Source organism: Dissulfurimicrobium hydrothermale (assembly GCF_022026155.1).
Lineage (GTDB): Bacteria > Desulfobacterota > Dissulfuribacteria > Dissulfuribacterales > Sh68 > Dissulfurimicrobium > Dissulfurimicrobium hydrothermale.
The window spans coordinates 1,551,292-1,565,903 of record NZ_CP085041.1 but is presented as its reverse complement, the minus strand read 5'-3'; the positions used below and the strand labels follow the sequence as shown (position 1 = coordinate 1,565,903).

At 49.6% G+C, this 14,612-nt stretch carries 13 protein-coding genes; 3 read left to right on the top strand and 10 right to left on the bottom strand.

All coding sequences use genetic code 11. The features are described 5' to 3' along the window. Window positions 1-14: 14 nt before the first annotated feature. The 8 genes from LGS26_RS07515 to LGS26_RS07480 all read right to left on the bottom strand — a co-directional run bounded on the left by LGS26_RS07515 (window position 15) and on the right by LGS26_RS07480 (window position 9,362). The gene (locus tag LGS26_RS07515) at window positions 15-701 is read right to left on the bottom strand and encodes a hypothetical protein (RefSeq protein ID WP_237888272.1); all 687 of its coding nucleotides are present in this window, start codon (window positions 699-701) and stop codon (window positions 15-17) included. Between the two features lie 9 nt (window positions 702-710). Further along, entirely contained in the window at window positions 711-1,316 is a 606-nt protein-coding gene (gene hisB, locus LGS26_RS07510) for an imidazoleglycerol-phosphate dehydratase HisB (RefSeq protein WP_237888271.1), read from the bottom strand. 492 nt (window positions 1,317-1,808) lie between these two features. Beyond that, window positions 1,809-2,159: a DsrE family protein gene (locus LGS26_RS07505; RefSeq protein WP_237888270.1), complete on the bottom strand. Its 351-nt coding sequence runs from the start codon at window positions 2,157-2,159 to the stop codon at window positions 1,809-1,811. Window positions 2,160-2,175: 16 nt separating this feature from the next. Next, the gene (gene ilvD / locus LGS26_RS07500) at window positions 2,176-3,837 is read right to left on the bottom strand and encodes a dihydroxy-acid dehydratase (protein ID WP_237888269.1); all 1,662 of its coding nucleotides are present in this window, start codon (window positions 3,835-3,837) and stop codon (window positions 2,176-2,178) included. Between the two features lie 92 nt (window positions 3,838-3,929). Next, a complete protein-coding gene (locus LGS26_RS07495) occupies window positions 3,930-5,027 on the bottom strand; it encodes a sensor histidine kinase (protein WP_237888268.1) in 1,098 nt (365 codons plus the stop codon). Then, window positions 5,024-5,512, bottom strand: coding sequence for a hypothetical protein (locus LGS26_RS07490; RefSeq protein ID WP_237888267.1), 489 nt, complete (start codon window positions 5,510-5,512; stop codon window positions 5,024-5,026). The genes LGS26_RS07495 and LGS26_RS07490 overlap by 4 nt, the downstream gene beginning before the upstream one ends. A gap of 5 nt (window positions 5,513-5,517) precedes the next feature. Continuing rightward, window positions 5,518-7,422, bottom strand: a complete 1,905-nt coding sequence (locus LGS26_RS07485) for a hybrid sensor histidine kinase/response regulator (RefSeq protein WP_237888266.1) — start codon at window positions 7,420-7,422, stop codon at window positions 5,518-5,520. After that, window positions 7,419-9,362, bottom strand: a complete 1,944-nt coding sequence (locus LGS26_RS07480; protein WP_237888265.1) for a methyl-accepting chemotaxis protein — start codon at window positions 9,360-9,362, stop codon at window positions 7,419-7,421. The genes LGS26_RS07485 and LGS26_RS07480 overlap by 4 nt, the downstream gene beginning before the upstream one ends. A 339-nt stretch (window positions 9,363-9,701) precedes the next feature. Here LGS26_RS07480 and LGS26_RS07475 point away from each other — a divergent pair, with 339 nt between their 5' ends. The 3 genes from LGS26_RS07475 (at window position 9,702) to LGS26_RS07460 (ending at window position 12,593) form a co-directional block, all read left to right on the top strand. Further along, window positions 9,702-10,001 (top strand): hypothetical protein, encoded by a 300-nt coding sequence (locus LGS26_RS07475; RefSeq protein WP_237888264.1) that lies wholly within the window; start codon window positions 9,702-9,704, stop codon window positions 9,999-10,001. Between the two features lie 71 nt (window positions 10,002-10,072). Then, window positions 10,073-11,848, top strand: a complete 1,776-nt coding sequence (locus tag LGS26_RS07470) for a M3 family oligoendopeptidase (protein ID WP_237888263.1) — start codon at window positions 10,073-10,075, stop codon at window positions 11,846-11,848. A 331-nt stretch (window positions 11,849-12,179) separates the two neighbouring features. Beyond that, window positions 12,180-12,593, top strand: a complete 414-nt coding sequence (locus tag LGS26_RS07460) for an NUDIX domain-containing protein (RefSeq protein WP_237888261.1) — start codon at window positions 12,180-12,182, stop codon at window positions 12,591-12,593. On the opposite strand, the gene glk is transcribed toward LGS26_RS07460, so the two are convergent. Together glk and LGS26_RS07450 are read right to left on the bottom strand one after the other, a co-directional pair. Continuing rightward, entirely contained in the window at window positions 12,565-13,551 is a 987-nt protein-coding gene (gene glk, locus LGS26_RS07455) for a glucokinase (RefSeq protein ID WP_237888260.1), read from the bottom strand. The genes LGS26_RS07460 and glk overlap by 29 nt on opposite strands. Beyond that, window positions 13,545-14,594 (bottom strand): uroporphyrinogen decarboxylase/cobalamine-independent methonine synthase family protein, encoded by a 1,050-nt coding sequence (locus LGS26_RS07450; RefSeq protein ID WP_237888259.1) that lies wholly within the window; start codon window positions 14,592-14,594, stop codon window positions 13,545-13,547. The genes glk and LGS26_RS07450 overlap by 7 nt, the downstream gene beginning before the upstream one ends. Window positions 14,595-14,612: the final 18 nt, after the last annotated feature.

Sequence of the window (14,612 nt, the reverse complement as noted above, 5' to 3'; positions counted from 1 at the left end):
CTATGGAATTCAGATTAAGGCAGCCTTTTTTTGAGCGATCTACATGCCTGTGTGATCCCATAGCTTGCAAGCTGATCGGCTGTGAGCCATTTCAGACCCGATTCCTTGTACAGGTTGGCTTTTAAAAGGTTTTCAGTAAGCGGTTGCTGTGTTTCGTCGAAGGTGTACTGCCACAGAACCGCCCCGTCGGATACCCTTATGAGGTGCAAGCTAAATGCCACCGATGCAGGCCTTTGAACGGAATAGGATGAGCCTATGCGTTCATTAAACCTGTAAAGCTTGCCATATAAAACGGCCTCAACCCCGAGCTCCCTTCCAAATGATTGAATAAGGTGCAGTTGGGAGGCCTTTATGTCGGCCTTTAAAAAGGCATTCAAGAAACCGATGCATTCCCCTTCGGGGATCGGCCTAAACCTCGGATCGTCTTTAAGAAGGCTGACAAGCGTCTCGGTGAGTTTGGAGCTTGCTTCAGGCGGGACATTGCTTGTATCGAAGGTTGTGTCGCTCAGGGCGCAGGTGGCCTTTTCCTGCCCAGGCTTGGTGACCGCCCTGTCTATAGGAAGGACGGCTATACTTTTTATGTTTGGGAGCGGAGGAGCGGCCTCTTTATAGAATACTGTTGCGCAGGATTGAAATATGAGACCTGAGAGGATGAGGCATAAAATAAAAAGGCATCTTCTAGCCTGAATTGATTTCATCATATCTCCTTTCTATTGAGAGCCAACATTAAATCCACCTTTGCTTGAAAGCGGCCTACCACAAAGCCTTGGTTCAAGCTGCAGCGCCTTGTCGAGCGCCCTTGCAAAGGCCTTGAAGATCGCCTCTGCAATGTGATGGTTGTTTTTACCATAAGGTACATGAACATGGAGGGTAATACCACTATTTATGGCGACTGCCCTTAAAAATTCCTCTATGAGCTCGGCATCGAACCCCCCGATCTTGGCAGTCGACAGCTTGGCATCAAAGACCAGAAAGGGTCTCCCGCATACATCGACATCCACCCTGGCAAGGGCCTCGTCCATCGGGACCGATGCGCCTCCATAACGTTTTATGCCTTTCATGTCGCCAATGGCATCGGCTATGGCCTTGCCGAGACAAATACCTATATCTTCCACTGTATGGTGAAAATCCACGTCCAAGTCCCCTTTTGCTGCAAGATCCAGGTCAAAGAATCCATGGACGGCCCAAAGTGTAAGCATGTGGTCAAAAAAACCAATTCCAGTCTTGACGGAAGTCTTTCCGGAACCGTCCAGAACAAGGCCAAGGCTTATCTCGGTCTCGGATGTCTTTCTTTTGATCTTCGATGTCCTCGACATATTTCTCCTTTCTTTTGCCGCTGCCGCTATTATAATTAATTATGACTAAATTTCATTTAGAGACCTTTTATTATTTATAATAACTTAAAAAAGAGATTATTAACAGTGGTGAGGCGCAAAGGCGACCCCTTTTCGGATTTGGTGGATATTTTAGGGGCTACAACAGAAGAATTGGGTATCCGTTTTTTCAGGCTTGACGAGATATTGCACGCAATCTCATGGGCCGAACAAGGTCATATTGCCATACATGAAAATTTCAGCTCAAAGAGATGGTGCGCCTTTCACGTAATCTGTAGAAACAAAGAAAATCTATGTCGCCTCTGTCAGAAGGTGGGCATATCGCCTTGTGATATAGTTGCATCCGATTATTACAGGTTTTGGCACCTAACATGGCGGGTTCGAACCAGCTCGGATAGATCGAATAAGAGAGGTCAGACACTATCTGGTCATTGAAATCTAGACCCAACTGAATCCCTCAACATTTTTACGGCTTTACGGCCTTACATAGCGCCAACCGTCGTTCTGGAGTTCGACCAACGCCCTAATGCCAGCCGGCACGGTCTTGAATATCTCGGGGAGTCTGGAGACATGGATCCCAAAATTCCTGAGTGCATTTTCGCACAGGTATATCTCACCGCCTTCCAGGACGATCTGTTTTAATACGTCAAAAAGGGGCCTATCGCATTGTGTGCATCTTGTTACGGCGTCTGCATTTGCAATCATCCTAACCCTGAGTTCCTCTCCCGTTTGTTTGGTTTTTAAAAAATTTATGGCGTTTCCTGCGGCAGTGTCCCATTTATCGGCCTGGGCAACATGTATCAGAAGTTTAAGTTTATTAGGCATCTGTACCTCCGATTATTTATTTTTTGAGTATCGCGCCTGTTGCACCGCTTGTGACCTGTTCAGCATATCTTGCAAGATATCCCATTGTGACCTTTGGTCCTATGGGCTTGAAGGTCTTGCGTCTCTCTTCGAGCTCCTTTTCATCTACAAGCAGATCGAGCCTTTTTGCCGGTATGTCTATCTTGATGATGTCACCATCTCTGACAAGTCCTATTGCGCCACCCTCCGCGGCCTCAGGCGAGACATGGCCGATGGCCGCACCTTGGGTTCCGCCTGAAAACCTTCCATCTGTGATGAGGGCCACATCCTTGCCTAGACCCATACCGATTATTGCTGCAGTTGGAGAGAGCATTTCCCTCATGCCAGGTCCACCCTTAGGGCCTTCGTAACGTATCACGATCACGTCCCCAGGCCTTATTTTCCCGCCGAGTATCGCGCCATATGCATCTTCTTCAGATTCAAAGACCCGTGCAGGGCCTTCGTGTCTCAGCATCTCAGGCGCTACGGCGGACTGCTTTACCACCGAACCATTCGGCGAGAGACTGCCGTAAAGTATGGCAATCCCTCCTTCTTTATGATATGGATCTGATGCAGGTCTTATGACGTCTCTATCTTTCACGTATACATCTCTTATATTTTCCCCTACTGTCTTGCCGGTAACTGTCAACGCCTTGATATCTATTAACGAAAGCGTCGTCAGTTCTTTTATAACGGCCTGGACGCCGCCTGCAAGGTGGAGGTCTTTAAGGCTGTGAGGGCCTGACGGTATGAGGCTGCAGATATGAACGGATTTGAGGCTTATTTCGTTGAAGATTGAGAGTGGGAGATCGATCTCAGCTTCGTGTGCGATTGCCGGGACGTGGAGGACCGTATTTGTGGAGCAGCCAAGGGCCATGTCAACGGCAATAGCATTTTTAAACGCAGCAGGCGTCGCGATATCCCTTGGCTTCAGGTCTTTTTCGATCAGGCGTACGATCTGCATCCCGGTTTCTTTTGCAAGCCTTATGCGGGCCGCAGCCACCGCCGGTATGGTTCCGTTTCCTGGAAGTGCAAGTCCGAGGGCCTCTGTTAGGCAGTTCATGGAGTTGGCAGTAAACATCCCTGCACAGGAACCACAGGTTGGACAGGCCTCATCTTCGAGCTCAGAGATCTCCGTCTCCGTCATCTTGCCGGCCTTTGTCTGGCCGATCCCTTCAAACACTGTTATAAGATTGACCTTGCGTCCTCTCCATTCGCCTGTCAGCATGGGACCGCCGCTTATGGCTATAGCAGGGATGTTGAGGCGCAGCATGGCCATAAGCATTCCGGGGGTGATTTTGTCGCAGCTTGGGACCAGCACAAGGCCGTCGAATGGGTGCGCCTGGGCCATGACCTCGACCGAATCGGCGATGAGCTCCCTGCTGGCAAGGGAATATCGCATACCAGGGTGATTCATGGCTATGCCGTCACAGACCCCTATGCACCCGAATTCAATGGGTGTCCCGCCTGCCATGCGGATGCCTGCCTTGACCGCCTCGACTATCTGCCTGAGGTGGATGTGGCCTGGGATGATCTCGTTAAATGAGTTTGCTATGCCGATAAGCGGGCGGCTCAGTTCATCGTTTATATAGCCCATAGCCTTAAAAAGGGAGCGGTGTGGGGCCCTCTCCACGCCTTTTTTCATTTGGTCACTTCTCATCTTTACCCCTTGTAGAGTCCCATCTCAGGTTAAGTTACATGGTTATAAGATGCCAAACTAGACTGGTAAAATCAAGTAGATAATATAGAAACTTAAGCCTTATTCGTCATCTCCGATATGTGCGTCGGGATACGTATCTCGACCGTAGTCCCTTTCCCCTTGGCGCTTGTAATCCGTATTTCACCTTTGTGTTCATCAATGATTTGCTTTACATATGGAAGACCTAAACCTGTTTCGCCGTGGTGTGTCTTGTAGAACGGTTCAAAGATATGCGGTTTGATTTCATCGGGTATGCCTGGACCATTGTCTTTTATTGTGACAGACACTGTCTTCCCGGCCAGATCAGTGGTTATCTCGATAGAATTCCCAGGGCCGCATACTTCTATGGCATTTCTTATAATGTGAGCAATGGCCACTTTTATCAGGTATTTGTTTCCCTGGAAGGAGAGGTTTACAGGGCATCTGTCAAAAAATAGGACTATATCTTTTTGTTCGGCCTCGGGTCTTACAAATTCGATGGTTTCCTCCACTATGGCGTTTAATTCCTGTGGGGAAAAGTATTTTTTTGTCCTAGAGATTGCCTCTTCAAACCTCAATATCATCTCTTCAAGCCTTTGGGCCTGTACCATTATCATCTCCATCAACGGCCGCTCCAGGTCTTCTGTCGGCATCTTTTTCAAGACCTTTCTAGCGAGTCCGCCGATGATCATGACCGGGTTCCTCGCCTCGTGGGCCATTCTTAGCGCCATCTCGGCCTGGGTCCGTTCCGAGACTATCATCTCAACCTCTCTATTTAGTTGCAGCAGCTCTTTACTCGTCTTTTCTATGCTGATTCTGTCATGCAACATCTTGTCCATTACGGCCTGGACCCGATCAAAAAATACAGTGACGGAGGCTATTATGACGAAAGTTATGGTGTTGATAGACCCGCTGACAGGAGATATCTTTTCCCAGACTGAGATATAGCCGAAAAGGTGTAGGATGTATTTTACAATATGGCCGAGTGATCTCGAGATGGAAAAGATAAATATGGCCGCTATTAGGAGTAGGAGATAGTTTGAAAGGGCGTTGTCGGTATCTGAGCGGTATATTGCATAGGCCAGCGCAAGACATCTTGTCGCAATGGCTATCATGGCCAGGCAGCCAAGCATATCAACGGCCACGATGGGATAGAGTGATAGATATGTCATTTGACAGTCTTTTTCATTTCTGCAAGCGCCATATAGATAAGCCACAGGGCGGGGACGGAGATGAGATTGTCGAATTTAAGTATGTAATAGGCTATATCCAGCCATGATGCCACTAAGATCCCAGGCCTGTCTGTACCCGGTATAGGCCCCAAATGCCCCGATGGAAGCATATATTCAATGATGTGGCCGCAAAACGCCCATATGTTCCACCAGGCAAGGATAAACATACTGATGGATATAAGTCTCCACGGCCTGTTTTTCATGAGTCCGCTCCTTTTAATCCTATAGCCCAGCCATGTCACCGAGGATGCATACAGTATGTGAGCGAATTGATGGGCATAGAGTCCTTCTGGAGAGCCGTGCGCCTGAAACGCACAGGCGCTTCCAGATGATCCAATTATCATCCATAACGAAGACGTCAGTATAGATAAGACATATTTGATATTGCGGGGTCCAAGCCTCATGTCGTATCTTAATTTCAACATCCCTTCTACCCCAACACCCCCCTCACCTCCCTCAGCAGGTCCTTGGGCGAGATGGGTTTATATACCACAGGCACGCCTTCTCCGGGCGAGGTCTTACGGCCTGCCAGCTCAGGCGAGTACCCTGTAACAAAAATGGCCTTTATCTGCGGCGCAAGCCCCTTTATCTCGTTGTAGGCCTCATTGCCTGTCTTCTTGGGCATGATAAGGTCAAAGATGAGCAGACGGATCGCGTCTTTATTTTCCATAAACTTCCTCACTGCATCCTCCCCGTCCACCGCCTCTATGACCTTGTAGCCTGCATCGGTGAGCACGGTCTTCGTAAACCCCCTCACGCCGTCGTCGTCCTCCGCGAGGAGTATGGTCTCGGTCCCCTGTAGGGAAGCGGCGCCTACAGCCTGGGTCTCCTCGTGCGGCGCATCTATGGCGCCGGGTTGGATGGCCGGCAGGTATATCCTGAACGTAGTCCCATTTCCTGGTTCACTGTAACAGTTTATAAACCCATCGTGCTGCTTTACTATACCATAGACCACGGAAAGCCCAAGCCCCGTGCCCTTACCCACCTCCTTTGTGGTAAAGAAGGGCTCAAAGATGTGCCCCAGTGTCTCCTCATCCATGCCTATGCCGGTATCGCTTACGGTGATGAGGGCATAGGTTCCAGGTCTTCCGTAGCCGTGGGCCTTTACGAACCCCTCGTCGATCGTTGTCTTTGCCGTTGTAATGGTGAACGTCCCGCCATCGGGCATGGCGTCCCTGGCGTTTACGGCAAGGTTCATGAGCACCTGTTCGAGCTGGTTTCTGTCGGCAAGGACCGTGACATCATCCCCTCCGTACACCGTCTTGAGCTCCACGTCCTCCCCGATAACCCTTCTGAGCAGCTTTCCCACATCCTTTATCACTGCATTAAGCTCTACGGGCCTCTTGTCGCTTATGCCCTTTCTGCTGAAGGCCAGGAGGCTTCCAGTAAGATTGGCCGCCCTGTCAGAGGCCTCAAGCATGCTTTCGATGTATTTCCGGTTCGGGTCGTCCTTTGGCATCTTCATCAAGGCCACCTGGCCATAGCCGATGATCGCCGTAAGGATGTTGTTAAAGTCATGGGCTACGCCGCCTGCCAGGGTACCCACTGTCTCCATCTTCTGGGCGTGAAGGAGCTGCTTTTCGAGACGGATCTTTTCGGTGATGTTAATTATTATCTCGATCGCCAGGGCAGCCTTGCCGTCTTTGTCTTTAAACAGGGGATACGCCTTTGTTTCTACATAAATAGGTCTTCCTTCTTTATCATAATGGGTATGCAGCGCCCTGGATGGTTCTCCTGTGTCAAATACATCTTTTACAGTGCATGGGTGTTCTGCCCCATATTCATAACAGGGTTTGCTGAATTGATGGGATATGGCGTAACAGTGTCTGCCCAATATATCTTCAGTTGGCCTCTTGCAGGCATCGGTATAGGCCTTGTTTGCATATATGATTTTAAAATCACGGTCTATAATGATAAACCCTTCATCAATCACCTGAAGCAGGTTTTGAAACAGCTCCTCTGTCTTCTTGCGCTCAGTCACATCCCTCATCACTTCAATGACCTGGATATCTCCTTTTTCATCTCTTATAGGGGAGGCGGTGATATCGAACAACAGCTCCATGCCGTCAGGCATGACGTGCCGGTGGGTCAGGGATACAGCAGGCTTTCCGGATTTGAATATCTCGGTGAGGGGGCATGTTGCACGGCATGAACCCTTTAAAGCCGGGGAACATGGCATGTTGCACCTGTGGTCAAAGACGTAACATTTCTCTCCGATCACCTCGTCTTTTTCTAATCCGCAAAGATCAAGGATCGCCTTGTTGGCAAAGACGATGTTAAAGTCTTTATCAATTATCAGGATGCAATCGGCGATACTGTCAAGGATTTCTCTCATTTTGCAAGGGCCATCCACTGATATAACAACTCCATCGTCTGTTTAAAAAGCGGGTCAGCCTCAGTTTCAAAATACTCCATCAGCGAGTCGATCTGCCCTGAGGCGATGCGTTTTTGTACCTCTATCGCTGACCTGTGAAGCCTTTCATGTACCGGTATAAGCCTTGAAATCAGCTCCTTTATGGCCGGGGAATCTGGCTGATAGACCTCTAAAAACCTTCCAAGGCCGCAGCGGTGCGGGTCTGTCTCGACCTCAGGCGGGACATTTTCGACAATACCCCCTATCACCTTTTCCTTCCATTGCATATGTTGGCATATGATGTTCTTGACCCTGGAGACGTCGGGCGTATATTCGAGCAGGCGGTCCATGATCTCTGTATTGACCGAGACCTGGGCCATGAGGATGGTGATATCCGATACCACTGCGGCCATGGCGTCCTCGCCGAGCCCCAACGCCCTGCGGATATACGCAAAATTGGATGTATGCTCAAGCAAAGTATCCGCCTGCGTCTTCACACGCCTTGCGCCCTCGGCGGCTTGGTCTATATTGCGCGTGATCTCGGAGACGGTCGCTGTCTGCTCCTCAGTGGCGCTTGCAATGGTGTTTGCAAGGTCATTTACCTCTGATACGGCCTGAGTGATCTCCTCTACCGCCTTTACGGCCTCTGTGGTGTCTGATTGAATGGCATGGATCATATGGGTGATCTCTTCAGTGGCGCCCGCTGTCTGCTTGGCAAGCTCCTTGACCTCGTTGGCTACTACGGCAAAGCCCTTGCCCGCCTCGCCGGCACGGGCTGCCTCTATGGTGGCGTTGAGTGCAAGAAGGTTGGTCTGGGATGCGATGTTGTTTATCACCTGTATGATGGCGCCTATCTTTTCTGAACTCTCTGAGAGCCTTCCTATAGATTTTGCCGCCGCAGCAGTCTGCGACTGGGCGTCGTTGGTTTTTTGAGCCGTGACAGCGACGCTGCGGGCGATCTCGTTTGTGGCGGTGGACATGTCCTTTGTGGCCGTGGCCACTGTGTCGAGGTTCTCCATGGATTGGGTGGCGGCTGAGGCCACATCCTCGGCTATTGCCTCTATCTCATCGCCGTATTTCAAGATGTTGTTGTTTGATGCCTTTATGGACCCCTTGACCTTCTCTATGACGGAGTTCTGTGCATTCAACGTGGAAAACTGCCCTATCATGCCTGAAGAAAGGGAGTCGAAGGCCGTACACAGTTCCCTTACCTCACGTGGCCCGACCGGAGGAAGCACCCTTTCAAATCTCCCATATCCAGCCTCTCTGATGGCGCCCAGGGCCCTCTCAAGCGGGGTTATGATGAGTCTCTTTGTAAAGAAGCTGACGATGATTATGAAACAGACACCGCCTGCCAGCGTGATGTATTGGAATATCTTGGCGTAGGTATCTTTGAGGTGAGAGAGGTCTTCGAGGGCCTTGGTGACGGCATCCGCCTGATTCAAAAGCTCAAGGTTGTGCTCATTTAAATATTTAAGCCCGCTTTCCACCTCTTGCGAGCCTTTTTTCGCCTCCATAATGCCCTTTACGTTTGAATAAAAAGGCCTCCAGATGTCTTCGAGTTTATTTAATTCAGAGACAAGTCTCTCGTTTGTAGCTGGTGAAAGCCCTGAATCCTTACCGCCGTCCTTTAACGCCTTAAGGGAGTTATCAAAGAGTGTTGACGCCTCTTTCAGGTCATCAATGAGCCGCCCCTTTTGTTCTTCTGAGTCGTTCTTTACAATAAGAGCGGCATCCTTGGTCATTTTCTGGCTCAGCATACGCTCCCTGCCGGCCATGTTTATAGCAGCAGCGTCTGTTTCGTGCAGGGATATAAGCAGAAAATTGACAGATATGGTGACAATGGTTGCAATGAACATTATTGCAACCAGGGCCGGGATAAGGAAGCGGATGGAATAGACGGAACGGATGTGTTGTTTCATGAGTCCTCTCCTTGATATTGAATCAAACCCGTCTGATAGGGTCTGAAGCTTGGTATTATTGATCATTTTACAACAAAATTAGCATTGAAATTAATAAAAAATAAATAAAAAGATAAATTAATATACTTACCCCCCCCCCCCCCATGTCAACTTGGCTGAAAACCCTTTTTCTCAATTTATTACAAATCATCAGGCCTGATTTGGTATCCTCACTCTCATGTGTCTGAGATTCCATTCAGGTTGAGTCCTATCTGGCTAGCGGCGTATGGGAATGGGAATAGCCTGTGAAAAGGGATTTTTTTCTTGACTTATGGCCATCAATCCTTTAAATAGACCTCCATGTCTTATCGTTTTTTGAACCTTGACCGCATGTCGGTCGTTAGATTTTTTTGGATCATCTTTGTCATCCTAAGCTCCGCCTTGATGGTTGCCTGTAAAGATGCTCGAGTAAACGGGATGGCCAAAAATCCATATACAATAGAAGAAGTGCGTAGGATGATGGCTTATCATGGGGCGCTTGCTGCAAAATTTGACGGCGGGCAGTGGTGGGCCTTGGCAAAAGGGGGATGGGTGCGCATTGAGAGCGGCGGCGCGTATAAATATGCCTTCCTTCCCCATGGGGACACCGGTCAGTTATAGTCCGCCTGTCTATTTCTTTTTTTCATTCTATTCCATAAGATCCCTGGATGCTTCGAGATGGAGATGTTGATATGGATAGCCCAAAAGGACTGAATGTATCTGATGTCATATGGGACCTCGATTGCCTCTATACCGGCCTCGGCGATCCCAGGATAAAGAAAGACATGGACAAGGCAGGCGCGTTGGCCGTTGACCTTGCCAGAAGATACGCAGGTAAGGTGGCGGAATTATCCGCTGAAGGGCTCTATGGGGCCATCAAAGAGATGGAAGGGCTTGCGGTGGCCGTCGCCCGTCTTGAGGCCTTTGCACAGCTTGTCTTTGCAACGCGCGTAAATGACCCGGAAGCCGGCGCCTTTCTCCAAAGGATAACGGAGTTTTCAAGCAGTATCTCTAGAGAGGTCGTCTTCTTTGATATCGAATGGGCGAATACCCCGGACGAGAAGGCGGATCTCCTACTCTCTTACAAGACGCTTCAACATTATCGGCATTATCTGAAATCGGCCAGACGCTACAGGCCCCATCTGCTTTCCGAAACCGAGGAACGTCTCCTCGTAGACATCAGTCCTGCAGGCCGTTCTGCTTGGACGAAGCTCTTTGACAAGGTCCTCGCCTTCAAGCGTTTCGGTAAGAATGGCCGCACGCAGGAGGAGGTGCTTGCCGACCTTTACTCGCCGGAACGCGGTAAACGTAAAGACGCTGCAGCCGAGTTTACAGAAGGCCTTAGGGATGAATGTCATGTAATTGTTCACATATTTAATACGATCCTTGCGGATAAGATGATAGAAGACAGGCTGCGCCGATATCCCGACTGGATAAGTTCCATGAACCTGGCCAACGAGATAGATGCTGAGACTGTAGGTGCCCTTGTCGAGGCGGTAATCGGCCGCTACGACCTGGTCAGCCGCTATTATAAAATAAAACGTTCGCTCCTTGGGCTCGAGGTACTGTATGATTATGACAGGTACGCCCCGGTGGCCGCACTGCCTCGCAGCGAGATATCTTGGTCAGGATGTAAGGATATAGTACTTGAGGCCTTCGGCCGTTTTTCCTCAGATATATTGAGGTTGGCAAGGCGTTTTTTTGACGAGGGATGGATACATGCCCCTATTGTTTCAGGGAAGATCGGCGGGGCGTTTGCGCACCCAACCGTACCAGATGCACATCCCTATGTGCTTGTTAATTATTCGGGAAATTTGCGGGACGTCGAGACCGTTGCGCACGAACTTGGCCATGGCGTGCATCAGGTACTGGCTGGCCAGGTTGGTTTTTTTAACAGCCGGACACCCCTTGTGCTTGCTGAGACTGCATCAGTATTCGGCGAGATGCTGGTTTTCAAAGATATGATGAAGAAGATATCGGCCCGCGACGAACGTCTCGGCCTCGTGTGTTCTAAGATAGAATCTATATTTGCAACCGTCTTTCGCCAGATTGCCATGAACCGCTTTGAAGACGCCATCCATAATCACAGGCGGAAGGCCGGTGAGCTGTCTCTGGAAGATTTTTGTACCCTTTGGCTCAAGACCCAACGCGAGATGTTTCAGGATGGCCTTGTCCTGACCGATGATTACGGGCTCTGGTGGTCTTATATAGGGCATTTTCTCCATGCGCCTGGCTATGTATACGCCTATGCATTTGGAGAGCTGCTTGTCTTGTCGCTCTATGCGCTTTATGAAGATGGGTTTCCTGGCTTTGTCGATCGCTATCTGGAACTCTTGGCCTCTGGCGGCAGTAAGAGCCCGTACGAACTCCTTGAGCCATTCGGGGTTGACATACGTGACCCTGCATTCTGGCGCAAAGGCTTGGGCGTAATAGATGAAATGATAGATGAAGTCGAGGCCTTAGCCTGATTAAAAACCCCTTATTCTGCCGCAGTCGGGGCAGATCCAGGTGACACCATTGCTCATGCCCCACATGTTTTCTTTGAGACAGTCATTACAGATCTCAAAGCCACAAGGGCAGTTCCAGCAAAATAGTAGTTCTCTGCCGCAGGCATGGCATTTAAATTTCCTCTTCTTTTTGTGACCAATTTTTTGTTCGCCTTGCGGATCGCTATTTTTTTTGGTCATGACTTATCGATTTGATTTTATAATAATAATATAATTCTTGCAAAATGATGCAGGAGTTTCTGGATCTCGGGGCAATAGGGCCTTTTATAAAAATCATTTGACGGAGGATGATATGCAGGTAAAGACCCTTTCGGCAGGCGTTGTGGTGGTAAGGAGGGAAGAAGGCATCTGGAAATATCTCATGCTTCGGGCTTACAAGTATTGGGACTTCCCGAAGGGCATTGTGGAGCCAGGGGAAGAGCCTGTGGCAGCTGCGATACGTGAGGTGGAGGAGGAAACCACCATAAAAGATCTGGAATTCCGTTGGGGCTATGACTATCGGGAGACGGAGCCGTATAATAACGGCAAGGTGGCTCGTTACTACATTGCCGAGACAAAGAGTATTACGGTAGACCTTCCGCTTAACTCTATGATCGGAAGGCCTGAACACGACGAATACCGTTGGTTTACCCATGAAGAGGCCTTGGATGTGGCTGCTCAGAGGGTGACACATGTGCTCAAATGGGCAAAGGATATTCTCGGATAGCCCTTTGTGCCCCAATAAGCCCCAATTTTTGCTCCATGACCACGAAGACAGGGATCTTTTGCAGCAGCCATGTCAGACGCCCTTTGGTCTCAAAGGTCTTTCTGAAGTCGGATCTGATCAGAAAAGGGAGGATTGCAGGTGCTATCCCGCCCGTTATATATACACCGCCTGAAGCAAGGCACTTTAACGCCAAGTTTCCTGCTTCTGCACCGTATATCGAACAGAATATTTCAAGCGCCCTTGTGCAGAGTCCGTCCTTGTTTGCCATGGCGGATGCAGTTATCTCGGCAGGGTTGTGATATGATGGGTTGACGCCGTTTTTGTCTGCCAAAAAGCCGTAGATATTCATAAGGCCGGGTCCTGAGAGCACCCTTTCGACGCTTACATGGCCGAATTTTTTAGCAAGACTTTCTAAGAGTTCAATCTCAATAGGGCTATTTGGTGCAAAATCGACATGCCCTCCCTCAGTCGCCAGTATCTTGAACCTCATATCATCCAATGGGACAATTAATGCCTCGCCAAGACCTGTCCCTGCACCGATTACCGCCTTGGGCCCACGGTCTGTAGCCTCAAGACCACCGATCTTCACCATCTGGTGCGAGCCGAGCGACATGACCCCGAAGGCAGCGGCCTCGATGTCGTTTATAAGCATGACCATCTGATTAGGGATGTTTAGTATGTGAGACATCTCCAGGCTGGTTATAGTCCACGGCAGATTAATGGTGGAAGCCTCGCCTTTTTCCTTGTCGACAACACCTGCAACAGCTAGACATGCCCCTTTTATCTTGATCTTTAACGGACCGAGTATGCTCTCGGCGTCTCGAAGAAAGGCGGTCAGACATTGGGCAAGTGAATCGACAGCAGTAGATGGATAGCTGCGCTCAAAAAGTATTATATCGTCTCTGAAGATGGCAAGCCTACCATTGGTGCCACCTATGTCGCCCGCCAGTATCAGCATCTTATGTTCATGGAGAGATTACGGGTAAGTGCCATTGCCTTAACGGCCAGGTCCAATGGCAGAAGCCCTGTCCCGCAGCTTGGTGTGATGAGGCCTTGTGAGAGGATCAATGAGCTGTCGGCCCCGAGTCCGTCTACGCATTCTTGCCAGCGTAGAAGTAATCCGTCTGTATCGGCATTCCTTAGATCTTCTTCATTTAGCGTTGGCACAAGACCCCAAGCTATAACCCCACCCCTTTTGAGAAAATTCATCAGTTCGTTTTTAAACAGGAGGATGCGGTCAAGATAACCAAATGCATCGAAGCTCAAGATATCTATAGGCAAGGAGAGCACCAGCGGCCAGTCGGTATTGGCGCAGACATGAATTCCGGCCAGACCGCCCGCCTGGTGGACCGCTGAGATCACCTCTTTGAGGTCCGACGCCACATCATCCCTTGGTATACCGATCAGGGCGGATGAACCAAAGCCTGCCAGTGCAGGTTCGTCAAGGAAGATGATCACCCGCTCGACCTCGGTCTTTAGTATATGGACTTGATAAGCAGCCTTGAGGCCCAAGGCCTTTACCACTGCTTCCCTAAGGGTTGGGTTGAAATAGACGGCACGGCCCGAGCTGTCTTTGAGCCCTATGAGCATAGTGAACGGCCCAGTGATCTGACCCTTCAAGGCCAGAGGTCTAGTCTCGATCTTTCGAAGTGCCGCAAGAAGGGCATTGAGTCCCTTGCCGGTCGTCTCTGAAAAGGCAAAGATCGACCCTTCAAGCGGTGCAATGCCCTCTGTAACTGCCAGATATTTTTCATAAAAGGTCACGAGATCCTTTTCAAAGTCGGGTCCGCTCGTTTCGAAATATATATTATCTCCTTCGCCCCTTATACCTGGAAGACCTTCCGAGAATTGACTCAGCAACCTCTCGTTGGGATGGCACGGAAGCTGCACCCAGAGTGGGATTTCAGGTGTATATTTCATCATCAGCTCCGTCGCCTCAGCGTGATCTGTAAGCGGCAGGCTTCCTATGAGGAGAGGGAGCGAACCAGGTTTAAATGTCATCGTTACCTCGCTTTAAAA